This is a genomic window from Thomasclavelia sp. (assembly GCF_047249845.1).
In the GTDB taxonomy this organism is placed as follows: domain Bacteria; phylum Bacillota_I; class Bacilli_A; order Erysipelotrichales; family Coprobacillaceae; genus Thomasclavelia.
The window spans coordinates 16,232-42,035 of sequence record NZ_JBKTWO010000027.1 but is presented as its reverse complement, the minus strand read 5'-3'; the positions used below and the strand labels follow the sequence as shown (position 1 = coordinate 42,035).

General features: G+C 29.0%; 27 protein-coding genes. 20 read left to right on the top strand and 7 right to left on the bottom strand.

Features of this window, described 5'->3' with window-relative positions:
• The 4 genes from ACLR9T_RS08385 to ACLR9T_RS08370 form a co-directional block, all read left to right on the top strand.
• Positions 1-218 (top strand): sigma factor-like helix-turn-helix DNA-binding protein (locus ACLR9T_RS08385; protein WP_413109091.1); only part of this gene is annotated, 218 nt, incomplete at its 5' end.
• Between the two features lies 1 nt (position 219).
• Complete coding sequence (locus ACLR9T_RS08380) at positions 220-912, top strand: tRNA (adenine(22)-N(1))-methyltransferase (protein ID WP_413109090.1); 693 nt, start codon at positions 220-222, stop codon at positions 910-912.
• A complete protein-coding gene (locus ACLR9T_RS08375) occupies positions 899-1,648 on the top strand; it encodes a Nif3-like dinuclear metal center hexameric protein (protein ID WP_413109089.1) in 750 nt (249 codons plus the stop codon). Before ACLR9T_RS08380 ends, ACLR9T_RS08375 begins: the two co-directional genes overlap by 14 nt.
• A 373-nt stretch (positions 1,649-2,021) precedes the next feature.
• Positions 2,022-5,672: a hypothetical protein gene (locus tag ACLR9T_RS08370; protein ID WP_413109088.1), complete on the top strand. Its 3,651-nt coding sequence runs from the start codon at positions 2,022-2,024 to the stop codon at positions 5,670-5,672.
• A 114-nt stretch (positions 5,673-5,786) separates the two neighbouring features.
• Here ACLR9T_RS08370 and ACLR9T_RS08365 read toward each other — a convergent pair whose 3' ends face one another.
• Positions 5,787-6,698, bottom strand: coding sequence for a 4-hydroxy-3-methylbut-2-enyl diphosphate reductase (locus tag ACLR9T_RS08365; RefSeq protein ID WP_413109087.1), 912 nt, complete (start codon positions 6,696-6,698; stop codon positions 5,787-5,789).
• 15 nt (positions 6,699-6,713) lie between these two features.
• Positions 6,714-7,064, bottom strand: coding sequence for a hypothetical protein (locus tag ACLR9T_RS08360; RefSeq protein WP_413109086.1), 351 nt, complete (start codon positions 7,062-7,064; stop codon positions 6,714-6,716).
• Between the two features lie 191 nt (positions 7,065-7,255).
• On the opposite strand from ACLR9T_RS08360, the gene ACLR9T_RS08355 reads away from it, so the two are divergent.
• Together ACLR9T_RS08355 and ACLR9T_RS08350 are read left to right on the top strand one after the other, a co-directional pair.
• Positions 7,256-8,626, top strand: a complete 1,371-nt coding sequence (locus tag ACLR9T_RS08355) for a DEAD/DEAH box helicase (protein ID WP_413109085.1) — start codon at positions 7,256-7,258, stop codon at positions 8,624-8,626.
• Complete coding sequence (locus ACLR9T_RS08350; RefSeq protein WP_413109084.1) at positions 8,626-9,486, top strand: deoxyribonuclease IV; 861 nt, start codon at positions 8,626-8,628, stop codon at positions 9,484-9,486. Before ACLR9T_RS08355 ends, ACLR9T_RS08350 begins: the two co-directional genes overlap by 1 nt.
• Here the strand turns inward: ACLR9T_RS08350 and ACLR9T_RS08345 are convergent.
• Both ACLR9T_RS08345 and ispG read right to left on the bottom strand, forming a co-directional pair.
• Positions 9,459-9,728: a hypothetical protein gene (locus tag ACLR9T_RS08345; RefSeq protein WP_413109083.1), complete on the bottom strand. Its 270-nt coding sequence runs from the start codon at positions 9,726-9,728 to the stop codon at positions 9,459-9,461. The genes ACLR9T_RS08350 and ACLR9T_RS08345 overlap by 28 nt on opposite strands.
• Before the next feature lie 52 nt (positions 9,729-9,780).
• The gene (gene ispG, locus ACLR9T_RS08340; RefSeq protein WP_413109082.1) at positions 9,781-10,836 is read right to left on the bottom strand and encodes a flavodoxin-dependent (E)-4-hydroxy-3-methylbut-2-enyl-diphosphate synthase; all 1,056 of its coding nucleotides are present in this window, start codon (positions 10,834-10,836) and stop codon (positions 9,781-9,783) included.
• A 215-nt stretch (positions 10,837-11,051) separates the two neighbouring features.
• On the opposite strand from ispG, the gene ACLR9T_RS08335 reads away from it, so the two are divergent.
• Positions 11,052-12,458: a uracil-xanthine permease family protein gene (locus ACLR9T_RS08335; RefSeq protein ID WP_413109081.1), complete on the top strand. Its 1,407-nt coding sequence runs from the start codon at positions 11,052-11,054 to the stop codon at positions 12,456-12,458.
• 33 nt (positions 12,459-12,491) lie between these two features.
• On the opposite strand, the gene pepF is transcribed toward ACLR9T_RS08335, so the two are convergent.
• A complete protein-coding gene (gene pepF / locus ACLR9T_RS08330; protein ID WP_413109080.1) occupies positions 12,492-14,276 on the bottom strand; it encodes an oligoendopeptidase F in 1,785 nt (594 codons plus the stop codon).
• A 33-nt stretch (positions 14,277-14,309) separates the two neighbouring features.
• The gene (gene rpsT, locus ACLR9T_RS08325; RefSeq protein ID WP_413109079.1) at positions 14,310-14,570 is read right to left on the bottom strand and encodes a 30S ribosomal protein S20; all 261 of its coding nucleotides are present in this window, start codon (positions 14,568-14,570) and stop codon (positions 14,310-14,312) included.
• Positions 14,571-14,714: 144 nt separating this feature from the next.
• Between rpsT and gpr the strand changes: the two genes are divergently transcribed.
• The 9 genes from gpr (at position 14,715) to ACLR9T_RS08280 (ending at position 21,572) form a co-directional block, all read left to right on the top strand.
• Positions 14,715-15,674, top strand: a complete 960-nt coding sequence (gene gpr / locus ACLR9T_RS08320; protein ID WP_413109078.1) for a GPR endopeptidase — start codon at positions 14,715-14,717, stop codon at positions 15,672-15,674.
• A gap of 51 nt (positions 15,675-15,725) precedes the next feature.
• Positions 15,726-16,478, top strand: coding sequence for a stage II sporulation protein P (spoIIP, locus tag ACLR9T_RS08315; RefSeq protein WP_413109077.1), 753 nt, complete (start codon positions 15,726-15,728; stop codon positions 16,476-16,478).
• Positions 16,475-16,759: a hypothetical protein gene (locus ACLR9T_RS08310; RefSeq protein ID WP_413109076.1), complete on the top strand. Its 285-nt coding sequence runs from the start codon at positions 16,475-16,477 to the stop codon at positions 16,757-16,759. The genes spoIIP and ACLR9T_RS08310 overlap by 4 nt, the downstream gene beginning before the upstream one ends.
• A 15-nt stretch (positions 16,760-16,774) precedes the next feature.
• Complete coding sequence (fmt, locus tag ACLR9T_RS08305; protein ID WP_413109075.1) at positions 16,775-17,728, top strand: methionyl-tRNA formyltransferase; 954 nt, start codon at positions 16,775-16,777, stop codon at positions 17,726-17,728.
• A 53-nt stretch (positions 17,729-17,781) separates the two neighbouring features.
• On the top strand, positions 17,782-17,916 hold the full coding sequence (locus tag ACLR9T_RS08300) for a hypothetical protein (protein ID WP_413109074.1): 135 nt from the start codon (positions 17,782-17,784) through the stop codon (positions 17,914-17,916).
• 215 nt (positions 17,917-18,131) lie between these two features.
• A complete protein-coding gene (locus ACLR9T_RS08295) occupies positions 18,132-19,433 on the top strand; it encodes a pyrimidine-nucleoside phosphorylase (RefSeq protein WP_413109092.1) in 1,302 nt (433 codons plus the stop codon).
• Positions 19,434-19,455: 22 nt separating this feature from the next.
• Positions 19,456-20,295 carry a Cof-type HAD-IIB family hydrolase gene (locus ACLR9T_RS08290; protein WP_413109073.1) on the top strand — a complete coding sequence of 280 codons (840 nt, stop codon included), beginning with the start codon at positions 19,456-19,458 and terminating at the stop codon, positions 20,293-20,295.
• Between the two features lie 18 nt (positions 20,296-20,313).
• The gene (locus ACLR9T_RS08285; RefSeq protein ID WP_413109072.1) at positions 20,314-20,688 is read left to right on the top strand and encodes a helix-turn-helix domain-containing protein; all 375 of its coding nucleotides are present in this window, start codon (positions 20,314-20,316) and stop codon (positions 20,686-20,688) included.
• Positions 20,689-21,005: 317 nt separating this feature from the next.
• The gene (locus tag ACLR9T_RS08280) at positions 21,006-21,572 is read left to right on the top strand and encodes a sugar O-acetyltransferase (RefSeq protein ID WP_413109071.1); all 567 of its coding nucleotides are present in this window, start codon (positions 21,006-21,008) and stop codon (positions 21,570-21,572) included.
• A gap of 778 nt (positions 21,573-22,350) precedes the next feature.
• Here ACLR9T_RS08280 and ACLR9T_RS08275 read toward each other — a convergent pair.
• The gene (locus ACLR9T_RS08275) at positions 22,351-23,493 is read right to left on the bottom strand and encodes a D-alanyl-D-alanine carboxypeptidase family protein (RefSeq protein WP_413109070.1); all 1,143 of its coding nucleotides are present in this window, start codon (positions 23,491-23,493) and stop codon (positions 22,351-22,353) included.
• Between the two features lie 169 nt (positions 23,494-23,662).
• Here ACLR9T_RS08275 and ACLR9T_RS08270 point away from each other — a divergent pair, with 169 nt between their 5' ends.
• Genes ACLR9T_RS08270 through lepB form a run of 4 tightly spaced genes read left to right on the top strand, consistent with a single transcriptional unit; the run spans position 23,663 to position 25,698 of the window.
• The gene (locus ACLR9T_RS08270) at positions 23,663-23,986 is read left to right on the top strand and encodes an anti-sigma factor antagonist (RefSeq protein ID WP_413109069.1); all 324 of its coding nucleotides are present in this window, start codon (positions 23,663-23,665) and stop codon (positions 23,984-23,986) included.
• Entirely contained in the window at positions 23,986-24,420 is a 435-nt protein-coding gene (gene spoIIAB / locus ACLR9T_RS08265) for an anti-sigma F factor (RefSeq protein ID WP_413109068.1), read from the top strand. Before ACLR9T_RS08270 ends, spoIIAB begins: the two co-directional genes overlap by 1 nt.
• Complete coding sequence (locus ACLR9T_RS08260; protein ID WP_413109067.1) at positions 24,413-25,132, top strand: SigB/SigF/SigG family RNA polymerase sigma factor; 720 nt, start codon at positions 24,413-24,415, stop codon at positions 25,130-25,132. Before spoIIAB ends, ACLR9T_RS08260 begins: the two co-directional genes overlap by 8 nt.
• Positions 25,133-25,164: 32 nt before the next feature.
• Entirely contained in the window at positions 25,165-25,698 is a 534-nt protein-coding gene (lepB, locus tag ACLR9T_RS08255) for a signal peptidase I (RefSeq protein WP_413109066.1), read from the top strand.
• Positions 25,699-25,804 lie beyond the last annotated feature (106 nt).

Here is a 25,804-nt window from a genome sequence, read left to right as displayed (position 1 = left end):
ATGAATTGAATGAAGTCTTATTAGAATTAACTGATCGTGAAGAAAAAGTATTACGGTTAAGATTTGGATTAGATGATGGACGGACTAGAACGTTAGAAGAAGTAGGGAAAGAATTTAGTGTAACTAGAGAAAGAATTCGTCAAATCGAGGCTAAAGCATTACGTAAATTAAAGCATCCTTCACGTTCAAAGAGATTAAAGGATTTTTTGGATCGTTAAAATGAAACTATCAAAAAGATTACAATTAATTGCAGATGTAATCATCAAATATAAACAAGGAAGTGTTTTGGCAGATATCGGAACAGATCATGGGTATCTACCTTGTTATCTAGTTGAAAATCAAGTTATAACAAGTGCATATGCTTGTGATGTAGCTAAAGGACCGCTTGATTCTTCTAAAGATACGATAAAACAATATAAGTTAGATAATCAAGTTTTTCCATTACTAGGTAGTGGATTGGATCCAATTTTAGAGCGACAAGTTGATATGATTAGTATTGCTGGAATGGGAGCATATTTAATATGTGAAATTCTTGATGAACATCCGGAATACTTAAAAAATATACAAGTAATGTTTTTGCAAGCAAATGCTAATAATGATCATTTAAGAAAATATTTATTTGCTAATGATTGGATTATTATTGATGAGCAGATGGTCAAAGATGGTGGGCATATATATGAAGTAATGGTTGTTACGGCAAGGAAAAACAAAGCTGTTACCTATAGTCAAAGAGATGAAGAGTTTGGTCCAATCTTGATTAATAACCAAACACCCTTATTTAAAGAAAAGTGGAAAAAACAATATTTTGTATATAAAAAGATTCAAAATACATTATCTCATGATCATCCGCGCTATAATGAAATAAATGCTAAAATGAAAATGATTAAAGAGGTACTACATGAAAGCTTATGAAATAATTAATCATTTAGAAAATTATTTTCCTTTAAATTTGCAACAGTCATGGGATAAGTGTGGTATGCAAATTGGTAACATAAATCAAGAAATAAATCGTGTTATGATTTCATTGAATGCAGATTTACAAAGTTTACAATTAGCAATAGATAAAAATTGTCAGATGTTAATAACGCATCATCCATTTCTACTTGAAAAAATAGATAATCTAAGTTTTGATAATCATCATGGTAAATTTGTTAAATTATCAATAACAAATAATGTAGTTGTTTATAGTTTACATACTTGTCTAGATCAAGGCAAAGATGGTATTTCAATGAATGATTGGTTGATCAATGAGTTAGATGTTCATGATGTAAAGTGTTATGATGATATTCAGGTTGGAAAACAGGCTATTTTGAATAAGCCGTGTCTAACGAGTGAGCTGGTGGCTAGAATTAGAAATACTTTTAATCTTCCAGTAAAATATGCAGGTAAAGAAAGATTAATTAAGACAATTGCTATTTGTGGTGGTAGTGGTAGTGATGATTTAGAATATTTAGTGGGTAAAGTAGATGCTTATATTACAGGTGATACAAAACATCGTCATGCTAAATATGCCTATGATCATGATATTGTATTGATTGATGTGCCACATCATATTGAAGTAATAATGGAAAGTAAAGTAAAAGATTTATTGAAAGATAAAGATATAGATGTTATTACTTCGAATTTAAAAGACTACTATATATATTAGATAGCTTAATAAGCTATCTTTTATTATAAATTATTATTGTCTAGATATATTATCATAGGAGGTTTGATTGAAAAAAAAGTGATTGATGTGTATAATATTAGTATATACTAATATAATTAATTGTTCTTATTTTTAGTAAATTTATCAGAGACCCTTATAAAAGAATCATTAAAAAGGAGGGAGATATAAGGGGCTGAAGTATTTTAATGAATTATGTAATTTAGATTAAATTTTACCAGTTTATGTATTAATATTTAAGATACTTCAATAAGATTAATTGATTTAATCAATTTTATAGGGTTTCAAATAAAAAAATTATTTAATTTAAAAGAAAGGTGAATATGTGTATGAACACATAAATGAGGTAATTATCATGAAGAAAAAGAGAATGTGTAAAAAAATATCAAAAATCACTTTGGCATTTACATTAGTTGCTAGTGCAGTAATTCCCGTTTCGGCTTCTTTAAAAACGATAAATGCTGAAGAATTATTAATTAATCAAAGTAGACAAATGCAAAGTGCAATTGGTTCTATTACTCCAGTTGACAATGAATTTGTTGGGGATGCAAAAAAGAAAATATTTTCAAGTGCACATTTTAAAATTGCATGTACAGAAGCTTTTACTGAAATTCGTTTAAATAATCAAAAACTAGGTTTAGCACCTAGTAAATGGTCGGATATATCATTGTCTAATGTAAAAAAATGGTTAAATGAGGGACAAACAAATAAAATAGAAATCTTTTTTACTGATGATAGGGGAGATTTATATTTAGGTGGAAGTTATGAGTTCATTTATGATATAACAGCACCAAGTATTGAGCTTAATACCATTGATTTAAACAAATATACAATTGAATTAGGGGCAAAATATTCAGAAGAATATACTCTTTTAGACAATGTAAGTAAATCCGAGGATATTGACGTAAAGATGGTTTATCACTATAACAATAACGGTATTTATGAAGAAGTTACTACAATGGATAAAGTTGGAAACTATACTGTTTGGTATAATATTTGTGATGAAGCTGGAAACTTTGTTGAAAAAGCTGCTGTTAGAGATGTAGAGGTTGTAGATACATCTGGACCAAAAGTATATCCTTCTAAATTTACAGGTAGTGAAGTAGAAGGGATAGGATATTATTCTTATCTTGATTTAAAATTATATGATATGAGTGGATTGAGTCATCTATTAGTAAATGAAACAAATAGATTAGATAGAAAAGGTGTCTGGAATGATGCTAATTATATAAATTTAAAAGGTTATTATAAAAAGAATAAAATAAATACTGTACAAGTATTTGATATTTATAATAATAAATCGATCTATACATTTATATATGATATTGATAAACCAATTCTAGATGTACAATATAGTAAAACTACGCCAACAAATGAAGCCGTTATAGTTACAATTAGAGCAACAAATGAGTTGTATAATGGTTATGGTGGGATTCATGAGATTGATGGCTGGACTAAAATAGATAACCAGACATATCAAAAAGTATTTGAGAATAATACTAGTATTAGTGATTTAGCAATAAGTGACTTTGCAGGAAATGTATCATATGTAGATATTGATGTTAATAATATTGATAAAACCTTTGCTAGAACAGAGTTGTCTTATTCTGTTGCTAAAGGCGAATTTACTAATGGTAATGTAGAAGTTACTTTAGAATGTGATGAAGAAATTTTAACACCTGAAGGTTGGACAAAAAATGTACAAAGTGATGATAAGGTTAACTATGTAAAAAGCTTTACTGAAAATGGCACTTATGATTTTGAACTTCAAGATCTAGCGGGTAATAAAAAGACAATTACGGTTGTAATTGATCAAATTGATCGAATAGCACCAGTTATTAATGGAATTGAAAACAATAAATACTATAAAAATGATGTTACTTATACAATAGATGAGGAACATTTAGATTATGTTAAAATAAATGGTATAAAGTATACAGAAAATATTCCAACTACATTTACTGATGAAGGAAATTATATTATTAGTGCAGTAGATAAGGCAGGGAATGAAACAACTGTAAATTTTGTTATTGATAAAACAATGCCGGTTGTAGTTAATATAGAGCAAAAGTATGAAAGTGAAGAAAATGGTAGAATAAAGGTAAATGTTATATTTAGTGAACCAGTGAAAATAAATAACACGTCATCATGGAAAGCAGTAGATCCAGATAACAATGATTATGCAGCTGAATATTATAGTTATTTTTATAAAACTACAGACGTAACATTAAGTTTTAATGATCGTGCAGGTAATTTAGGTGATGAGACATTTACTGTTGATAAAACGGCACCAATTGCTCAAATAACTTATTCAACAACTGAACCTACTCGAGATAATGTAGTTGTCACATTAGTTACAAATGAAGATATTAATGATGAAGAGCTTATTAAGTTAGGTTGGATAAAAACAGCTGATAGAACATTTAATAGAGAATATTCTTCAAATGTAGACGAGACATTTAATATTTATGATTTAGTTGGAAATCCTGGGAATGTTACTGTAAAAATTACTAATATCGATAAAAAAGTACCTGAATATAAACCAGAAAAATGGTTTATCACAGTTGAAGTAGATGCAAATGCGGCTAATGGATATTTAATGCCAGAACAAGTAGCTGAAATTTTAGAAGAACAAAAACAATATATAACAGATGAAAACGTTGTAAGTGTTGTCGAAGATAAATGGTGGAATCAAAATAGTTCAAAACTTGATATTAGAAAAATAGGGTCATATGCAAATTCATTCTCTTTCTATATTACAGATGCTGCTGGAAATAGAATTAATCCTAGGTTATCAGTAAAAGTTGTTGATACAACTGTACCTGTAATTGATTTAGGTGATATAGAATTAATTACAACTCATGAATTAAATAAACCATTTGTTGATATTAATCCAACAGCAACTGATAATTCAGGTGAAACTATTTCAGTATTATTAAATAAAGTTATTTATGCCCCAACTCAAGCAGAATTGGAAACTTCAACAGAATTTTTAGATGAGGTAGATGTTTCTAGACTAGGTTGGTATAAATTAGAATATAAAGCTGAAGATTCCTCAGGAAATACTGCATACGCATCAAGGATTGTTCAAGTAATTGATACAACTGCTCCAGAATATACGATAGATTATTCAGAAATAAATCCAACTTATGATTCAGTTATGGTAACAATTACTACTAATGAACAAGCGTCAATTACTGGTGAGGGATGGACAACAGATAGTACAGGAATGATATTTACAAAAGTTTTCACGAAAAATAGTAGTGAGGATGTAGTATTAACTGATCTTTCTGGTAATGCAGTTACGGTTAATATTAAAGTAGAAAATATTGCGAATAAAGATTTATTAGAAAGTTTTGTAAATAAATGTAAAGATTTAGATGAAACTAAGTATACTGAAGCATCTTGGAATATGTATTATCCAGTTTATGAGGCAGCAGTTGAAATGTTAAAAACACCGCATTTACAAGCTGAAATAGATCAGATGTATGAAAATTTGGTTCGTGCGTATTTAAGTTTAAGATTAATACCTGATTTAGATATAACTGCTCCAAATTACACAGTAGAATATTCATTAACCGAACCAACATATGGTGATGTAAAAGTAACAATTACAACTGATGAACAAGCAACGATCACCGGTGAAGGATGGACTGTAGATAGTACAGGAATGAAATTTACAAAAGTCTTTATGACAAATGGCAGTGAGGATGTAATATTAACTGATCTTTCTGGTAATGCAGTTACGGTTAATATTAAAGTAGAAAATATTGCGAATAAAGATTTATTAGAAAGTTTTGTAAATAAATGTAAAGATTTAGATGGAACTAAGTATACTGAAACGTCTTGGAATATGTATTATCCAGTTTATGAAGCTGCAGTCGAAATGATACAAACGCCTCATATACAAACAGAGGTAGATCAAATGTATAGAGATTTAGTTTCTGCATATTTAAATTTAAGATTAATACCTGATGTAAATTTAGTAGATAATATAGTTGAATAATAAAAGGCTAATAAATATAAATAATAGGAGAGTTAAGTTTTTAATTAACTCTCCTATTATATTTAATATTGATAGTTTTAAAATATTAAAAATCCCCTTTAATAGGGGATTAATTTATAAAATTTTATTTAAATCTATATCTGGTTTTATATAGGTTGAAGGATTAAGATAATCAAATTGTTGTAAATAATTGATTACTTGATTTGTTAAATAAGTTGGAGTAGAAGCTCCAGAACTAATAGCTGCAACTTTTTTATCTTTTAACATATCTATAGTAATATCATTTACACTTTCAATCATATAAGTAGTTTTTTTAGCTTTACTAGAGGATATACTAGCTAACTTTCGGGTATTGTTAGAATGCGGATCGCCTACAATAAAGACCACATCTACATCATCATTGATTTTTGCAATTGCTTCTTGTCTGATTGTTGTTGCTTGACATGTTTCTTTAGCGATTGTTATATTTTTAAGTACACTTTTTGCATATTCACATAAATCATATACATCATACAAAGACATTGTGGTTTGGTTTGTCATAACATAATTTAAGTTTGGATTTAAGTCATCAATATCCTTTTTCGATTCAATTAAATGTATATGTTTAGAATCAATAGATAAAGCTCCTTCAGATTCAGGATGACCACTTTTACCTATATAGAGAATTTCTGTTTGTCTATTTAAATACTTTTTTATTAAATCATGGGTTTTAATAACATCTGGACAAGTAGCATCAATTACATTTAAATTTTTTTCACGAGCCTTGCTGATTATTTGTTCGCTTGCACCATGTGCAGTGATAATTATTGTACCTTGATTAACCTGATTAAGGAGTTCTTCACGTGAAGCCCCTTTTTTATCAATAGTTTTAATGCCTAAATTATCTAGAGCATCAACAATATATTGATTATGCACAATCATTCCTAAAATATAGGTATTATCTTGATAAGCTTGTTTTTTAGCAATTTCTATAGCACGAATAACACCTTTACAATAACCTCGAGGAACAACTTGATAAACTTTCATATAATCACCCCGAAGCTATTGTATCATATTTTCAAACTGTACGTCATCATTAGTGGTATTTTTTGTTTCATCTTCATTAATTGGAGTGATATTTTGTTCTACTTCGTCAAAATCAATATCATTAATATGATTTACTGCTTGAATGACACGAAATGCATTTTTTGTATTATTAATAATAGGACGAATTTGATAAATTAATGGTATTACCTGGTTGATCGTATAAATAGTTTTTGTAGCATAGTGTAAGGATTTTTTTAAATTCATCTTAGTTTTCATTTTACGATCAAGTGGATTTATTTGATTCATCGGATAGATTTGTGGATTAAAATTATCATAGTAGAAATTCTCATCATAGAATGGGTTCATGTTATCCCTCCTTTAATATATTTTATGTAATTTTTTTTTATTTGTGCATATCAACAAATAACTGTTAAGCAGGTATTTTTTTCATTAAATATATCAAAATATGTAAAGAAAGAATTATAAATAAATTTATTTGCATTTTATTATGGTTGTGATAAAATTAATTGAATTTATCAAAGAAAAGGAGGAAAAAGATGAATAAATTTGAAAATTATAAATTTCAAGAATTTTGTTATCAAACAATTAATGAATTAGGTTTCACCAAACCAACTTCAATTCAGGAAAAAGTAATTCCTTTAGTATATAAAAATAATGATATAATTGGTATTTCACAAACTGGAACTGGTAAAACACATGCATTTTTATTACCAATCATGGATCGTATAAATACTAATGATGATTTTGTCCAAGCAGTAATTACCGCACCAACCAGGGAATTGGCAACACAAATCTATAATAACGCTAAGTTATTTGTTAAATATAATAAAGATATTCGGGTATCTTTAATGATTGGAGGTAGTGATCGTCAAAAAGCTGTTAATAAATTATCTACACAGCCACATATCATTATTGGGACACCAGGTAGGATTAAAGATCTCTCATTAGACGAACAAGCTTTAAAAATAACTACAGCATCTACTTTTGTTATTGATGAAGCTGATATGACATTAGAGTTTGGGTATTTAGAAGATATAGATGCTGTTGCTGGTAAAATGAAAGATGATTTAAATATGATGGTTTTTTCAGCAACAATTCCTCAGATGCTTAGACCATTCTTAAAAAAATATATGAAGACACCAATAATAATCGAAATTGATGATGATAAAGTAACTACTGATAATGTTGAACATATCTTATTAGCTACAAAACATCAAAATCGTTATGAGGTTTTAAAGAAGATAATGATGACAATTGATCCATATATTTGTATTATTTTTGCAAATAAACGTGATGAGGTTGCTAGAATTACTAAAAAGTTACGTGAGGATGGATTTAAAGTTGGGGAGATTCATGGAGACTTAGAACCTCGTGAGCGTAAACAAATGATGCGTAGAATTCATAACAATGAATATCAATATATTGTTGCTACAGATATTGCTGCAAGAGGAATTGATATAGATGGAGTTTCTCATGTCATAAATATGGAACTTCCTAAAGAAGCTGATTTCTATATTCACCGCAGTGGTCGAAGTGGACGGGGAAATTATACAGGAATTTGTTATAGTATGTATGATACTAGCGATGAGGATAATTTAAGAATTTTAGAGAGAAAAGGTATCTCTTTTAAGAATATGACGATTAAAAATAATCAATTTGTAGATTTAGGAGAACGTCTAAAAAGAACAAAACGTCCTAAGCAACAAACAGAATTAGAAAAAAAAGTTCAAAGTATTATCCGAAGACCAAAAAAGGTTAAACCAGGTTATAAGAAAAAAAGGAAACGTGAAGTTGAGCAAGTTGTTAGAAAGCAAAGACGTCAAATGATTCAAGATGATATTAGACGTCAAAAAAAGGAACGAGCAAGAGCTGCTCAACGTGAAAAAAGAAATGAGGTGGAAAATTAATGATAATTGGAAGTCATGTATCAATGTCTGGTAAAGAGATGTTATTAGGATCAGTTAAAGAAGCTTTGTCATATCATGCTAATACCTTTATGTTTTATACTGGAGCACCTCAAAATACAGCTCGTAAACCAGTAGAACAGTTAAGAGCCGATGAGGCTAAAGAACTTATGGAAGAAAATGGTATTGATATTAATAATGTTATAGTTCATGCACCATATATTATTAATTTAGCAAATACAACTAAACCAGAAACTTTTGAATTAGCGGTCAGTTTTTTAAAACAAGAAATCGAACGCTGCAAAGCATTGGGAATGACAAAATTAGTTTTACATCCAGGAGCTCATGTTGGAGCAGGAAGTCAGATTGGTTTAGATAGAATTGTTGAAGGGTTAAATGAGGCAACTAAAGATTGTGGGAATGTTAAAATAGCATTAGAAACTATGGCTGGTAAAGGATCAGAATGCGGACGATCATTTGATGAAATCAAATACATTATTGACCATGTGGATAATAATGATTGTTTGGGCGTATGTTTAGATACTTGTCATTTACATGATGCTGGTTATGATTTAGCTAAGTTTGATGATATTTTAGCTGAATTTGATCAAAAGATTGGTTTGGAGCGTTTATTAGTTGTTCATGTTAATGATTCTAAAAATGAATGTGGAGCTAGTAAAGATCGACATGAAAATATTGGTTATGGTCATATTGGCTTTGATATTCTTAATATGATCGTTCATCATGAAAAATTAAAAGATGTTCCTAAAATTTTAGAAACACCGTATATTGAAAAAATTGCTCCATATAAAGAAGAGATTGAAATGTTTAAAAATCAAATTTTTAATCCGAATTTAAAATAATTAGGAAAATTAATTAAAAATGATTTTATTTTAAGGCAAGTAGAAGTACTTGTCTTTTCACTTATATAATTATACAGTACTTCATTATAATGACTATCTACTAATGCGTAGCGATTATTTTGAATAAGATCATAGATAATTAATAATTGTTTTTCATCAATATCAACACCTTGTTCATACACAAGTTCCTTAAATTTATTAAAATCAAGACTAAATAAATGGTCATAACTACTATTGCTCATTATCTGCCCTCCATATTAAATAATATGCATAAATAAAAAAAGTAGCACTAAGCTACTTAATCATTTCTAATATTTCTTTTTTCAATTCTTTAACAATATCTTCTTGTTTAACCTTACGAATAATTTTCCCTTTTTTAATCAATAATCCTTCATTGATTCCTCCAGCAATACCGATATCAGCATGTTTTGCTTCACCAGGGCCATTAACAGCACACCCCATTATTGCAACTGTAATATTGGCTTTGATTGTATTTAAAAAATCTTCGATTTCTTTAGCAATAGGGATTAAATCATATTGAATTCTACCACAGGTAGGGCATGAAACTAAGGTAGGGACATTATCAATTAACTCTAATTCCTTTAATAATGTTTTAGCAACCTTTATCTCTTCAATAGGACTATCACTTAATGATACTCTAATCGTATTACCAATTCCCTGATATAAAATAGTTCCAATTCCTAAGCTGGATTTAATTGTTCCGCCTAGTTTTGTACCGGCTTCAGTAACTCCAATATGCAATGGATAAGGGAAAGTTTTACTAGCTAATTGATAAGCTTCTATTGTAAGTAAGGTATTAGATGATTTTAAAGAGATACAAATATCATAGAAACCTAGATTCTCTAATATTTCAACATGTTTTTGAGCACTTTCAATCATTCCTTTTGCAGTAGGACGACCATATTTTTCTAAAATATCTTTTTCTAATGAACCCCCATTAACCCCTATTCTAATGGGAATTTGTCTTTTTTTACAAGCTTCTACTACTAATTTTACTTTATCAATAGAACCGATGTTTCCAGGATTAATTCTAATTTTGTCAATCCCTGATTCTATAGCCTGGAGGGCAAGCCGATAGTCAAAATGGATATCTGCTACTAGAGGAACAGTTACTTGTGCTTTGATCTCTTTAATTGCTAAAGCATCTTCCATATTTAATACAGCTAAACGAACTAATTGACAGCCAGTATTTGCTAAATCATTAATTTGTTTAACAGTAGCTTCTATATCTTTAGTTTTAGTATTTGTCATTGATTGAATAATTACTTCATTATTACCACCAATAGTAAGGCTACCTACTTTGATAGCTCTTGTTTCATCTCTTTTCATGAATTTCACCTCGATAAAATTATAACATATCATTATATATTTATGAAAATAAATGAACTATTATTTTATAAAGAGAAATGTGGGATAAATAGTAGATATTTATTTGTAAGTATGGTAAAATTCTATCGCTTTTTATAGATATTTAGGTCTTGATTTTATAAGATGACACTAAAAGATATAGATAAAATATTAAAATAAAAATGAGGGTATTAATTATGGAGAATAATAAAGAGAAAAAAGTTACATCAATAAGTACAGAAAATATTTATGTATTAAATGGGCGTGTTCCATTAAAAAAAGCGATACCTTTTGGACTGCAGCATGTTTTGGCGATGTTTGTTTCTAATTTAGCGCCAGTGTTGATTGTTTGTGGTGCTGCTATCGTGAGAGGTACAGGGGAACATCTAACTTCTGCTGAAATTACTCAGTTGTTACAATGTGCAATGTTTGTAGCTGGTATTGGAACTTGTATGCAGCTTTATCCGGTTTGGAAGATTGGTTCAAAGCTTCCGATTGTAATGGGTGTGAGCTTTACTTTTTTAGGTAGTTTACTAGTCATATGTACAAATCCACAATTAGGATATGAAGGAATGATTGGTGCAGTTATTTTAGGTGGGATTTTTGAAGGTTTAGTAGGGTTGAGTGCGAAGTACTGGAAACGTTTTTTAACGCCAGTAGTATCTGCCTGTGTAGTAATTGCAATTGGACTTTCACTTTTATCTGTTGGTATGGATTCCTGGGGTGGCGGAAATGGTGTAAGTGATTTTGGGGCTTGGTATCATTTATTAATTGGAGCATTTACTTTAATCGTTTGTTTAGTATCACGCTATTTATTAAAAGGTGTCTATAAAAATTTAAATATTTTAGTTGGATTAATTTTTGGATATTTATTATCAATAATTTTTACAGTTGCGAATATTGCACCAATGATAGATTTTTCTGGAATATCTAAAACTATTAGTGAAGTTGGGATTTTTAGTATTCCTAAGTTAGTATTTTTTACTAGTCATATACCAGTATTTGATTTGGGTGCGTTTTTTACGATTGCAATTGTATTTTTAGTGTCTGCTGCAGAAACAACAGGGGCTACAACTGCGGTATGTACAGGTGCTTTAGGGCGTGATATCAAAATGGAGGAATTACAGGGTTCTTTAGCAGTTGATGGTTTCTCTAGTGCTGTTTCAGGTTGTTTTGGATGTATTCCATTAACATCCTTTAGCCAAAATGTTGGATTAGTTACGATGACTAAAGTCATTAATCGCTTTACAATTTTAATGGGAGCTTTAATTTTAATTTTAGCTTCATTATTTCCACCGTTAGGAGCATTTTTTAATTCATTGCCACAAGCTGTATTAGGTGGTTGTACAGTTATGATGTTTGGTTCAATTATGTATGAGGGAATTAAAATGCTTAAAGAAAACGAATTTGATGATCGTACGATGATTATTGTATCTCTAGCTTTTTGTATTGGTGTTGGTTTAACACAAACATCTGGTAATTTTTTTGCAGCTTTCCCAACGGCAGTAGGAGATATTTTTAATGGAAATGCTGTAGCTGGGGTATTTGTTATATCATTGTTATTAAGTCTAGTTCTTCCAAAAAAGAAAAAGACAAAAGAGTAATAAAAAGATGTTTGAGGAATCAATTATGATTCTCTAAACATCTTTTTTAGTTTTTTTGATTGTCTCAAATTGGTTTAATAAGTCTTCAAAATAACTAAATGCATCTTCATATATTTGATCATTCAAAGGATCAACACCAGCTTTTTTTAGTAGCTCTACAGGAGCTGCACTACCTCCTGATTTTAAGAAATTTAGATAATTATCAACTTGGTTTTGATCACCTTTTAAAATCCGATTAACGATTGCTAAAGCAACAGTCATTCCTAAAGTATATTTATAAACATAATAATTATAATAGAAATGTGGTACATAATAACAAGACCAGCCAACTAATTCATCCATTATTACATCATCACCATAATATTCTTGATTCAATTTTGCATATAAATCAGTGATTACTTTTGAAGATATTGGTTCATTATTTTCTGCCATGATGTGGAGTTTATGTTCAAAATCTGCAAACATTGGTTGTCTAAAAATCAATCCGACACAATTTTCAAGCTGTTCATAAATAAAATACGCTTTTTCTTGATCGTTTTTAGCATTATTGATCATATAATTAATTAGTAATGTCTCATTTACAGTTGAAGCAACTTCGGCAACAAAAATACGATAACTAGCATTTACAGATTCTTGATTTTGATTCGATAAATAACTATGAACACTATGACCTAATTCATGAATCAAAGTTGATAGAGAATTATAATCACCAATGAAATTCATTAAAATAAAGGGATTTGTATCATAACTGCCACTAGAATAAGCACCAATTCTTTTTCCGGGTGTTGGATAATAGTCGATCCAGCGCTCGTCTCTTGCTTTGTTAATGATTTTTAAATAATCTTGACCAAATGGTTTTAAACATTCATTGATGATTTCAAAGCATTGATCAATCGTATATTCTTTTTTTATTGATGAAACTAAGGGAATATTTAGATCATAATTATAAATTGTTTCTTTATTTAAAAGCTCTTTTTTTAAACGATTATAACGATGAAATAAATGACGATATTTAATATTAGCACTATCTAATACTTTAAAAAATAGATTACTTGGAACATCATCATCAAAAACACTTGCTTCTAAAGCACTATCAAATTTACGAACATCTGCATAAAAAGCATCTTTCTTCATTACTCCTGATAAAGTCTGAGCAAAAACATTTTCAAATTTCTTATATTCTTTAAAAAAGTTAGTATATGCTTGTTTACGAACTTTATCATCTTTACTTTTTAAAAATTGATTTAAAGTTGCATTATTTAAAGTTTTTCTCTTGCCGTTTTCTAGAACATCATCATATTCAAGACGTAATGCATTAAATACTTGACTTGAAGTATCGGCAATACTTTCAGCTTTAGCTAGAAGCTCTTCTTGTTCTTTGGGTAAGATATGATCCTTAAAAGACATTAATGAATTAATTTTATAAGTATACTTTTGCAGTTTTGGATCTTTAATATATTCTAAAACTTTTTCCTGGGCTTCAATTATTTCATTATCAATAAAAGAAATCTTAACTGAGGAAGCCTCTAAAACTCCGAGCGTAGCAGCCATCATAGTTTGATATTCTTGATTATTAGGCTCAACATCACAATTTAAATGAGCATAACAGTATAATTTATTAACTAATCGTTCAACTTGGTCTTTAGTTGTTAAAAAGTTATAAAAACTATCTATACTATTACATATTTTTCCTTGATAACTAACAAGTTCATCAATTAATGTTTTGGTTTTTTCAAGATCATGATAAAAACTTTCATGGTCACAATAAATAGTACTTAAATCCCAAGTATCTTTAATATCAACATCTTTTCTTTCCATACAATTTTCTCCTTTAAAATAAAAACCCTATCATTAGATAGAGTTCACTAATTTAGCTAATCTAGATTTTTGTCTACTAGCATAGTTTTTATGATGAATTCCTTTTGAAACAGAAGCATCTAATTTTGATGCAACAACGTTGTAAGCTTCAACTGCTCCATCTTTATTTCCAGCTTCAACTTCAGCTAATAAATTTTTAATTGCAGTTTTTAATGCTGATTTATAAGAAGCGTTTTTTGCTCTTTTTACATTATCATTTTTATAACGTTTGATTTGTTGTTTCATATTTGCCATGATCTTTCACCTCGCTTTATTCTTGCCTTTACATTATATATAATTAATTGATTAAATGCAACTTTTTTTTGAATTGATACAATATTATTTAGATAAAAATGTATTAAAATCAAAGAATTGGTGATATTTATGATAGGTGATAAGATGAATTTTAAAAATATACGTAGTGATTTAGCAACTGAATCGTTAGGTCAACTAGAAGCTGGCAAACATTATAATAAGGAAGAGTATGTTAATAATGGTGTAAAAGTAGAAAAGGTATCTATTATAAAGGCCCATCAAAGTATTAATCAAGGAATTGGGACATATATTGAGATTAGTTTTAAGAACTATTTAGATCAACAAGTAATTATTGATGAAGTAGTAAATAATTTAAAACCCTTAATTGATAAAATCAATTATCCTAAAATATTAATTGTTGGTCTTGGTAATCAATATTTAACTAATGATGCTTTAGGGCCCAGAACACTAAGAGATATTAGAATTACTCATTTTCTTGATGACGAAGACAAACTTTTAAATCATTACTATGATATCTTAGGGATCGCCCCTGGGGTAAAGGTGCAAACAGGAATGGAATCTAGTGAGATTGTCAAAGCTCTTGTTGATAAAGAAGATGTGGATCTAGTAATTGTGGTAGATGCCTTGTGTGCTAAAAATTATCGTAAATTAGCTCATGTAATCCAAATTAATGATGTAGGGATAAATCCAGGTAGTGGAATAGGCAATTATCGTCAGGCAATTAACGAAGAAACCGTAGGGGCAAAAGTTATTGCAATTGGTATTCCTACCGTAATTTATGCAAGTAGTTTAGTTAGTGATGTATTAAATTATACGATTGATTATTTTGGTGATAGCTTAAATCCAGTAAATAAGTTAAAAGTTGGAAAGCGTGAAAAATATCAAGGTAGTTTAAATGAAGAACAAAAAGAAGTTATGTTAGGTCAAATTGGAAAGCTTGATGATAGTGAGCTGGAATTATTATTTAATGAAGTATTAAATCCTATTGATTGTAATTTTGTTTTAAGTGATAAACAAATCGATGAACAGTGTGAGATCATGTCAAAAATAATTAGTAAAAGTATTAATGCTTTAAGGTACTAATTCCTACATTTCGTGCATACAATTAGTTGTATAGTATAGTGGGTGATGAAGATGAGACTAAAAAATATTTTTTTGATTTTATTGAAGTTAGCCGTTATAGTTGGTTTGATTGTATATCTTCCAAGTAAAGTATCAACTTCTTCTAGTGCACAGGTTATTAATGCGATTAATTCAAATTCTGATGATTCAACCCCGGTAGCAACTAATCCACAAAATACGAACTTTCCTATTACCAAAGATAAAAAAGTTCATATTTATAATACTCATCAAGGAGAAGAATATGATGGGTATAATGTGGTGTTAGGGGCTAATTATTTAAAAGAATGTTTAAATAATCAGGGTTATCAATGTGATGTTGAAGGAAATGATTTTGAGGGGTATAAAGCAGTGCACAATATCGCTTATAAAAATTCCTATTCTGTTTCTAAAATGTATTTAGAACAAAGTTTGCAAAGTAATGGTGGTTATGATCTAATTATTGATTTTCATCGAGATTCTATTTCTAAAGAATTATCAACAATTAGTTATAATGGCAAATCATATGCAAAGATCATGTTTGTAGTTGGAAAGAGTAGTGGTAAATTTGATGCTGTAAATCAGTTATCGCAAAAGTTATCAGATTTAGCTAATGCAACAATACCTAAGATCAGTAGAGGGGTATATGTAAAAAAATCTCACTATAATCAAGGAATAAGTGATAATATGGTTTTAATAGAAGTTGGAGCTCAAAGTAATACTAAAGAAGAAATCCAGGCAACCGTTGAAATTATTGCTAAAGCGATTGGAGATTATTTAGGCGGATGAAGAATTTTTTAATTGATTTATGCCTGGTAGGATTACTTTTATTTATGATTAATGGATTACTTGGAGACTTTGGAGTTCAAAAAGCGGTGTTTGAACAAAATATTGAGCAGTTTGAAGAAGATATAAAACAACAACAGCCAATTACAACTGATTATGGAACTACTAATGATAATGATGAAAATACATTATCATTAGTAGTAAAAAAGATTAGTGATGGATGTATTAAAGTTATTGAAACTTTAGTATTGATTATTTCTAATATTATTAGTACACTTTTATAAGAAAGTGGTGATTAAATGAAAGAAGTAAAAATAGTATTTATGGGTACTGCTAGTTTTTCTAGATGTGTACTAGAAAAACTGTTAGAAAACAATTTTAATATTATTGGAGTGGTTACACAGCCAGATAGATATGTAGGACGTAAAAAAATATTAACCATGCCTGAAGTTAAAGAAGTAGCAATTGAGCATGCTATACCAGTCTACCAGCCACAGCGTATTAAAAAGGATTATCAAGAAATCATTGATTTAAAACCTGATTTAATAATTACAGCTGCATATGGTCAAATCGTTCCAGAAGAGATATTAAAAACACCTAAACTAGGATGTATTAATGTACATGCTTCGTTATTACCGAAATATCGTGGTGGAGCACCAGTTCATTATGCAATTATTAATGGTGAAAAAGTTACTGGTGTATCAATTATGTATATGGCTAAGAAAATGGATGCTGGAAATATTATTAGTCAAGCAAAAGTTAATATTGGTGATCAAGAAACAACTGGTGAATTATATGAGCGGTTAAGTATTATTGGAGCTGAATTATTAATTGAAACGTTACCAAGTATTATTGAAGGTAATAATACCTCAATTAAACAGGATGAACTATTAGTTACATATGCACCAACAATATCTCATGAACAAGAAAAGTTAGATTTTGATAAAAGTGCACTTCAAGTTTATAATCAAGTTCGAGGAATGAACCCTTGGCCTGGTGCTTATACTATATACCAAGATAAAGTAATAAAAATTTGGGCTGGTAAAATTCATGAATGTGAAAATGCTAAAAAGCATCATAGTCATCAGGAAAATGGAACGATCGTTAAGATCTTTAAAGATGCCATTGGAGTTAAAACAGGTGATGGAATCTACCTAATTACTGAATTACAAGTTGCAGGTAAAAAAAGAATGTTGGTAAAAGATTATTTAAATGGCAATAGTATATTTAATGTAGATACTAAATTTGAATAAAATAAGAGGCTATTAATGAAATAATTTTTTAATAGTGTTATATTTGTTCAGTTATGCCAAGTTTATTACTTTTTGCTAATGATAGAACAATTAGTAAGATAGATGTAAATGGTGATAAAATGGTTTTAGAAGCGTTGTCAAAAGATTTAATTAAATCTCTAAATTTCTTTAAGATAATCGTACAATGAAATAAATATTAGTTTAGTAAAGATGATGATAAGAAAAATCTTATTTAATCGTCTTTTTTTATAGGTGTAATTTTTGTTAGTTGATTTAAAAATAGGTTATAATTTATTAGTGATTTATTTAAGCAGAATGGGAATATTTATTATAGAGATATAAAATAATATAGTTAATATTTTATTTTAGATATAGTAAAATAATAGTATTGGAGGATCCTATGATGAGAATGGTAGATTTAATAGAATTAAAGAAAAATAATCAAGTATTAACTAAAGAACAAATTCACTTTATTATTGAAGAATATTGTAATCAAAGAATACCTGATTATCAGATGAGTGCTTTACTAATGGCTATATGCTTTAATGGTTTAACTAAACAAGAAACAGCACTTTTAACAGATGAGATGATTCATAGTGGTGAAGTAATTGACTTAAGTGCTATTGAAGGAATAAAAGTAGATAAACATTCAACTGGTGGGGTTGGTGACAAAACATCATTAGTTTTAGGACCGATGGTAGCTGCATGTGGTGTTAAAGTAGCTAAAATGTCAGGACGGGGCTTAGGACATACAGGCGGTACACTAGATAAGTTAGAATCAATTCCAGGTATGAATATTAATATTAGCAAAGAAGATTTTATAAAACAAGTTAATGAAATTGGAATTGCAATAATTGGACAAAGTACAAATCTTGTTCCAGCTGATCAAAAAATGTATGCATTGCGCGATGTTACGGCAACAGTTGATTGTATCCCTTTGATTGCTTCTTCGATTATGTCAAAAAAATTAGCTTCTGGCAGTGATACTATTTTATTAGATGTAAAATATGGTAAGGGAGCTTTTATGAGAACTAAGGAAGAAGCAAAGAAATTAGCTTACACTATGATTGAAATTGGGCAACATCTAGGAAAAGATACTAGAGCTGCTATATCAGATATGAATCAGCCCTTAGGTAATGCAATTGGTAATTCTTTGGAAGTGATTGAAGCAATTAATACATTAAAAGGTAAAGGACCTAAAGATCTATTAGATTTATGTTTAGAAACTGGAAGTCATATGTTAGTTCAGGCTAAAAGGTGTCAAAATGAAATAGAAGCATTACAATTATTAAAACAGGTAATTGCTGATGGTTCAGCATTAAATAAATTAAAAAAAATGGTCAATTATCAACATGGTGATGTTGATATAATCGATAATCCGAAGTTATTTAAGCAAGCTAAAATTATTTTACCAGTAAAAGTAAATAAAGAAGGATATATTAAGGATTTAGAAGCTAAGACTTTAGGAATGATTTCAATGAAACTTGGAGGAGGACGCTTAACTAAAGAAGATACAATTGATCATAGTGCAGGAATTATTTTAAATAAAAAGATTGGCGATTACTGTAATAGTGAAGATATTTTGGCTTATCTATATACAGATAAAGAAATTGATCAGGAATTAATAGAAGAGTTTTATAATGCATATCAAATAGTCGATTTTTTTGTTGAAAAACCAACACTAATTGATGAAATCCTTGTATAATGTATATATATGGAGGTTGAAGATGAGCAAATATTTATTTTATGATATTGATGGTACTTTGATTGGTGCAAGTAGAAAAGTTAGTCAAAAAACGGTTGAAGGAATTAGACAAGCTCGTAAAAATGGTCATAAAACATTTTTATGTACTGGTAGAGCACCGATATCAATAATGAAGTCGATTAAAGATATTGGATTTGATGGAATTATTTCATCAGCAGGGGGATTTATTAGTATTGGAGATAAATATATTTTTGAAAATTTCATTGATCAGTATTTATTATTAGAAGTAATACTTTTGTTTTCTAATGCTAGGATATTATTTAGTTTAGAAACTAAAGATGCATTATATCAGACTCCAGGGGTACAAGAATTTTTTGATCAAAAAAATAATAGTATTTTAAAAGAAAACTTAGAATTAGCACGTTTTTTTAAAGAACGTAAAAATGAGGAAATAAAATTACCGATAAGAAAGTTTAATATTAAAAAAAATAAAGTTACTAAAATATGTTTTATTTCTGAAGATAAGTTGGCGTTTTATGATTGTGTAAAATATTTAAATGAGTTTTTTAACATAGTTATTTTTTCAAAAGAAACAGATGATTTTATTAATGGTGAGATTATTTTAAAGAACTGTACCAAAGGTGATGCAATTAAGCGTGTAACGGAATATTTTAAAGCAAAAATAGAAGACACGATTGCTTTTGGTGATAGTATGAACGATTATCAAATGATTGAAGCAGCTGGATATGGAATTGTTTCATATTTGGCTCCTGAAAAATTAAAAGCAATTGCTGATGATACATTTGAAGATCCCGATAATGATGGTATTTATAAATGTATGAAACAACTCGAATTAATTTAATAAAAGAGGATATATTTTTTGTCAGTAGGCCTGATCTTAAAACAACTTAGAAGATTAAAAAACATTTCCCAAGGGGAAATAGCGGAAATGTTAGGTTTAAGTCTAAGTTCTATCTATCGTTTTGAAAACGGTGGACAGATTAGTTATGATAACTATCTTAAATATTGCAAATGTATAGGGGTATCTCCATATATTCCTATAATTATTTGCAGTAATGACAAAATGTTGCTTTTATATAATAGAATCTGTCAAACTATTTTAGATAAGGATATGCGTGATGTGATTTTATCTGTATTTATTCAGGAGCTTAATCAGGGAATAGACGAACAATTTGAAAAGATATTCCTAGAACTAGATAAGAAAATTAATGACGATTTTATTAAGATAATATAGCTACAATAGTAGATTTGAGATATTTAAGGAAGATAGGTAAATAAACAAGTAAGAAATAATAGTAATCTAAAATAACCTGGTATTCAGGAGTTTTAGATATCCTAAAAAGGTCCAGGTTTTGGGCTTTTTTTGTTATAAAGTGCTATGGGAATCTAAAAGTACTGTTCAAATAGCAATAAATTAGTTTGAAAACGTTAATTTAGTTTTATAGAATATCTTATAAATATTAAAAAAAGATTAATTGTTAAATACTTTAGTGATATAGTTATATTAGTTGATTAACTATATTTTAATTTGTTATAAAATGGAGGGGAAAAATGACAGAACGAGAAAAAATGGAATTGTGCATGTGGTATGATGCAAATAATGATGAAGAGTTATTTAAACAGAGGATCATAGCTAAAGATTTATGTTTTGATTTAGATCATTTAAGACCAAGTGATAAAGAAAAAAGATTAGAGGTAATTGAAAAACTTTTAGGGTATCAGCCAATAGATTTAGAATTAATTAGTCCTTTTATGTGTGATTATGGTAATAGGATTAATTTGGGGAAAAATGTATTTATAAATAGTAATTGTTATTTAATGGATGGTGGTGGAATTACTATTGGAGATAATGTTTTTATTGGTCCATCATGTGGATTATATACCGCAGTTCATCCGCTAGATTTTGAATCAAGAAACAAAGGACTTGAAAAAGCTTTACCAATTATTATAGGTAATAATGTTTGGCTTGGAGGAAATGTTGTGATTTTACCAGGAGTTACAATTGGTGATGGTTGTGTCATTGGTGCTAGTAGTGTTGTAACTAAAAATATTGAAGCTAGTAGTGTTGCTTGTGGTAATCCTTGTAGAATAGTTAAAAAGATAAAACCAGACTTTTAATGGGTCTGGTTTTATTGGTGTGGCAGGCATGGCATATATCTAACTGGTGAAAGTCCAGTCGCGGGTATTTACCGCCAAGCGTAGTGAACCACAAGCCGTTGATAGTGATGTCATGGGTGAAGGAAGTGGTGTAACAAATCTTTTGAGCCTACGAATAGAAACCTGATGAGGCTAAATAGTGGATGAGGTTGCCAATCAAACCGAAGTTCAAAGGGTAAACTTTAAAAACAGTGATGGTACCACTGGTTGAAAAAGGTTTATCACAAGAAGCAGCAAATGAAATTAATGGAAAAGATTCTAAGGAAAGAGAACTTACAAATTGCAGTCAAAAAGGTCAAACAAAATAAAGGAGCACCAGGTGTAGATAAGATGATAGTAGATGAAGTCGAAACCTGGTTTGAATACAAGTTGCCAAAATATTTGATTTATTTACTCTTTTGTGTCTTAGGGCTTTCTTGTATATGCTTATGCAAGGATAAAAGAAGTTGTTATTTCTTAGAAACTGGTAAAAATCTACTGAACCAATATCCAAATAAATCTGTAACATATAATATTTTCAACAAACATCTACTTCCTATTCAAGTATAAGTATTACATAATGGAAGTTTACTTTCATTGGATTGTACTTAATGTGTCGATAATTTTAAACTGTTTTAATAATAACTGGATATATAAATCATTTTTTACGCTACATTATTCATTAATAACGTGTATTGTTTATTAGAAATATTCTAATGTATATAAATGAAAATCCACCAGTTATCCTGGTGGATTTATACTAAAATAGAGATCTAAATGTTTTAAATAATTTTGAAAAGTAGGTGGCTTTATTAGCGTCATTATCACTATATACTTCGTAACTGCCAGCTTCTTTACCACCAATCGTAACTATTAAAGTCCCGACAACATCACCTTTTTTAACAGGGAGTAAGTTATCTTTATAAATTATTTCTGTTGTATATTTATCGTTACTGTTTTTAGCTTTTGTAAAAGCTACATCTTGTTTACATTTTACATCAATAGTTAGATTATCCATCTTATTAATTACATGCTTTTCAATAACCGTATCTTTTTTGAAAATAATTTCCTGTTTATAATTATTAAAGCCATAATCAAGCATACTGCACATTTCTTCATTTCTTGTTTTAGGAGCACTTTCTTTCATTAAAACACCAATTATTCTTTGGTTATTACGTTTAGCTGTAGTAACAAGACAATAACCTGCTTCTTTTGTATAACCAGTTTTTAAACCATCAACACCATCATATAATTTTAAAAGCTTGTTTGTATTAACTAACCAAAAGCTTTGTTTAGTGTTTTCACGAATATAACTGTCATAAAGTGATGTAACATTTAATAGATCATCGCCACCAATTTGAATTAAATAAGCTGCCATTAATGCTAAGTCATGAGCACACGTGTAATGATCATCATCATGTAGTCCAGTAGCATTTTTAAAATGAGTATTTTTCAGATTTAATTCTTTAGCTTTATCATTCATCATAGCAACAAATTTATCAATACTACCTGCAATATGTTCAGCTACAGCAACGCTAGCATCATTAGCACTTGCAATAGCAATTGATTTAAACATATCTTTTAATGACATACTTTCGCCTTGTTCTAAATAAACTTGGGAACCCCCCATGCTGGCAGCATATTTAGATGTAGTTATTTCATCTTCAAATGAAAGTTTTTTATCTCTAATTGCTTCAAACATTAAGATCATTGTCATAATTTTTGTGGTTGAAGCAGGGTACAGTTTCTCACTAGAGTTTTTATCATATAGAACTTGTTTTGAATTAGCTTCTATGAGAATTGCTGCTCTAGCATTAGGAGTTACATCGTTATCTACTGCTTTTACACTGGTTATTGGTAATAAACATACAACTATTAAGGTTATAAATATTTTCTTTATCAATTTGATCGCCTCTATAAATAATATGTCCAAGTTTGATAAAAATACATCAAACAATCAGTAATATGATAATTATGGATTATTTCTTTTTTTGTTGCCATTATTCTAGTTTTGTCGAAAGCATTTAATCATAATTTTAAAAGTTGTATGATAGCTTGGAGGAGATGAGATAATGGAAAATAAGATAGAATATAAGATATTAGATGATAGAATTATTGTCTACTTTTATGGCGAACTTAGCTGCAGTAATGTAGTTAAATATCGTAGTTTATTAAATAGTATTTTAGATAAAGGTAATGATTCAGTATACTTTGACTTTTCACATACAAGTTTTATTGATAGTTCAGGAATTGGTTTAGTATTGGGACGTTATAATCAATTAGTTAATGATCACCGAAAACTGTTTTTAGCTAATCTAACCAAAACATCATATAAAGTATTTGAATTATCAGGGATGTTTGAATTAATGGAATATGTAGAGGGGGTTAAAGAATAATGAATCAGATGGAACTTAGTTTTAATGCTAGAATTGAAAATGAGCCTTTTGCTAGAACAAGTGTAGCGGCATTTGTCACAGCATTAAATCCAACAATTGATGAGCTGGTAGAAATAAAGACAATTATTTCAGAGGGTGTTAGTAATGCCATCATCCATGGTTATCAAAATAATGCAGAATGTAAAGTTGTAATTAAGGTATCGATTGAAGATGAAAAGGTTATTAAAATCATAATTCAGGATTATGGAAAAGGAATCGAAGATATTGAGGAAGCAAAAGTACCAATGTATACTTCATTAAAGGAACTAGAACATGCGGGGATGGGATTAACAATTATTGAGGCTCTTTGTGATAATTTAGAAATTCATTCAACACCAAATTTAGGAACAAAACTAACTATTAGAAAACAATTGAAAGATTCTAACGTTGGCTAAGACAAATACAATTGAACTAATTGAAAAAGCACGTCATGGGGATGATCATGCTAAAGAATTAGTTGTTAGTCAAAATCTTGGTTTAGTCTGGTCGATAGTACATCGATTTAAAAATAACTACTACGATAAAGAGGATTTATTTCAAATCGGATGTATTGGTTTGATGAAAGCTGTTAACAACTTTGATACTAATTATGGAGTTCAATTTTCAACCTATGCAGTACCAATTATTATGGGTGAAATTAAGCGTTATTTTAGAGATGATGGAACTATTAAAGTAAGTCGTTCTTTAAAAGAGTTAAACTTAAAAATAAATAAAGCCCGTGAATTATTAATTAATCAAAATGGTCATGAACCTACAGTAGAAACAATTGCAAAATATTTAGAGGTTGATGTCCAAGATGTAGTAGAAGCAATAGATTCATCTTATTATCCAACTTCGCTAAGCGAACCAATTTATGAAAAAGATGGTTCTTCTATCTCAATGGAAGAAAGGGTCGAAGATAAACATAATAAAATGTGGTTTGAAAAAATAGCCCTAAAAATGGAAATAGATAAATTGGATGAAAAAGAAAAATTAATCTTATATATGCGTTATCAGTTGGATTTTAATCAAGAGAAGGTTGCTAAACGGCTAAACATTTCTCAAGTACAGGTATCGCGTTTAGAAAAGAAAATTATCGCAAAATTACGTAATCACTTGAATGAATGACAAAAAGTGATATAATGTCATCAGGTGATATAATGGATGAAGAAGTACAGACAAGAAAAGTAATTAGAAGAAGAAAAAGACTTTGGGTAGAATATTTTCAGGTTATTGTAGTTACATTAATAATTACATATGGAATATTGCATTTTGTTCAAATATCAAGAGTTTATGGAACTTCGATGATACCAACGTATCATGAAGGAAATATAGTACTTGTAGATAAAGTTTTTTATAAGCGTAGTGAACCCCAAAGAAATGATATTATTGTAGTTGATTATAAAGATGCTAATTTAAAAGAAACATTTATAATTAAAAGAGTAATTGGTATTAGTGGTGATCATATTGAAATCAAAGATAATGAAGTATATTTGAATGGTAAGTTATTAGAAGAAGACTATATCAATGGCGCAATGGCAAATACAGAAGATATGATAGTTGATGTTCCTAAAGGCAAGGTATTTGTTATGGGAGATAATCGTAACAATAGTCTTGATTCACGAAAACTGGGTTATTTTGATTTTGAAGAAGATGTGATTGGAAAAGTATTTTTTACAGTTCCTTTCTTTTAGAAAAATTGACAGATAGAATCTAATTCTATCTGTTTTTGCTTATCTAATATATGTAATAAAGTAGAATTAAAAAGTGAATTATTGTGAAAATATGTAATAATTAAAA

Excerpts from the sequence above, each read along its gene's own strand:
- ACLR9T_RS08380 (WP_413109090.1), top strand. The coding sequence starts at position 220 with ATGAAACTATCAAAAAGATTACAATTAATTGCAGATGTAATCATCAAA.
- ACLR9T_RS08375 (WP_413109089.1), top strand. The coding sequence starts at position 899 with ATGAAAGCTTATGAAATAATTAATCATTTAGAAAATTATTTTCCTTTA.
- ACLR9T_RS08370 (WP_413109088.1), top strand. The coding sequence starts at position 2,022 with ATGAAGAAAAAGAGAATGTGTAAAAAAATATCAAAAATCACTTTGGCA.
- ACLR9T_RS08365 (WP_413109087.1), bottom strand. The coding sequence starts at position 6,698 with ATGAAAGTTTATCAAGTTGTTCCTCGAGGTTATTGTAAAGGTGTTATT.
- ACLR9T_RS08360 (WP_413109086.1), bottom strand. The coding sequence starts at position 7,064 with ATGAACCCATTCTATGATGAGAATTTCTACTATGATAATTTTAATCCA.
- ACLR9T_RS08355 (WP_413109085.1), top strand. The coding sequence starts at position 7,256 with ATGAATAAATTTGAAAATTATAAATTTCAAGAATTTTGTTATCAAACA.
- ACLR9T_RS08350 (WP_413109084.1), top strand. The coding sequence starts at position 8,626 with ATGATAATTGGAAGTCATGTATCAATGTCTGGTAAAGAGATGTTATTA.
- ACLR9T_RS08345 (WP_413109083.1), bottom strand. The coding sequence starts at position 9,728 with ATGAGCAATAGTAGTTATGACCATTTATTTAGTCTTGATTTTAATAAA.
- ispG (WP_413109082.1), bottom strand. The coding sequence starts at position 10,836 with ATGAAAAGAGATGAAACAAGAGCTATCAAAGTAGGTAGCCTTACTATT.
- ACLR9T_RS08335 (WP_413109081.1), top strand. The coding sequence starts at position 11,052 with ATGGAGAATAATAAAGAGAAAAAAGTTACATCAATAAGTACAGAAAAT.
- pepF (WP_413109080.1), bottom strand. The coding sequence starts at position 14,276 with ATGGAAAGAAAAGATGTTGATATTAAAGATACTTGGGATTTAAGTACT.
- rpsT (WP_413109079.1), bottom strand. The coding sequence starts at position 14,570 with ATGGCAAATATGAAACAACAAATCAAACGTTATAAAAATGATAATGTA.
- gpr (WP_413109078.1), top strand. The coding sequence starts at position 14,715 with ATGAATTTTAAAAATATACGTAGTGATTTAGCAACTGAATCGTTAGGT.
- spoIIP (WP_413109077.1), top strand. The coding sequence starts at position 15,726 with ATGAGACTAAAAAATATTTTTTTGATTTTATTGAAGTTAGCCGTTATA.
- ACLR9T_RS08310 (WP_413109076.1), top strand. The coding sequence starts at position 16,475 with ATGAAGAATTTTTTAATTGATTTATGCCTGGTAGGATTACTTTTATTT.
- fmt (WP_413109075.1), top strand. The coding sequence starts at position 16,775 with ATGAAAGAAGTAAAAATAGTATTTATGGGTACTGCTAGTTTTTCTAGA.
- ACLR9T_RS08300 (WP_413109074.1), top strand. The coding sequence starts at position 17,782 with ATGCCAAGTTTATTACTTTTTGCTAATGATAGAACAATTAGTAAGATA.
- ACLR9T_RS08295 (WP_413109092.1), top strand. The coding sequence starts at position 18,132 with ATGAGAATGGTAGATTTAATAGAATTAAAGAAAAATAATCAAGTATTA.
- ACLR9T_RS08290 (WP_413109073.1), top strand. The coding sequence starts at position 19,456 with ATGAGCAAATATTTATTTTATGATATTGATGGTACTTTGATTGGTGCA.
- ACLR9T_RS08280 (WP_413109071.1), top strand. The coding sequence starts at position 21,006 with ATGACAGAACGAGAAAAAATGGAATTGTGCATGTGGTATGATGCAAAT.
- ACLR9T_RS08270 (WP_413109069.1), top strand. The coding sequence starts at position 23,663 with ATGGAAAATAAGATAGAATATAAGATATTAGATGATAGAATTATTGTC.
- spoIIAB (WP_413109068.1), top strand. The coding sequence starts at position 23,986 with ATGAATCAGATGGAACTTAGTTTTAATGCTAGAATTGAAAATGAGCCT.
- lepB (WP_413109066.1), top strand. The coding sequence starts at position 25,165 with ATGGATGAAGAAGTACAGACAAGAAAAGTAATTAGAAGAAGAAAAAGA.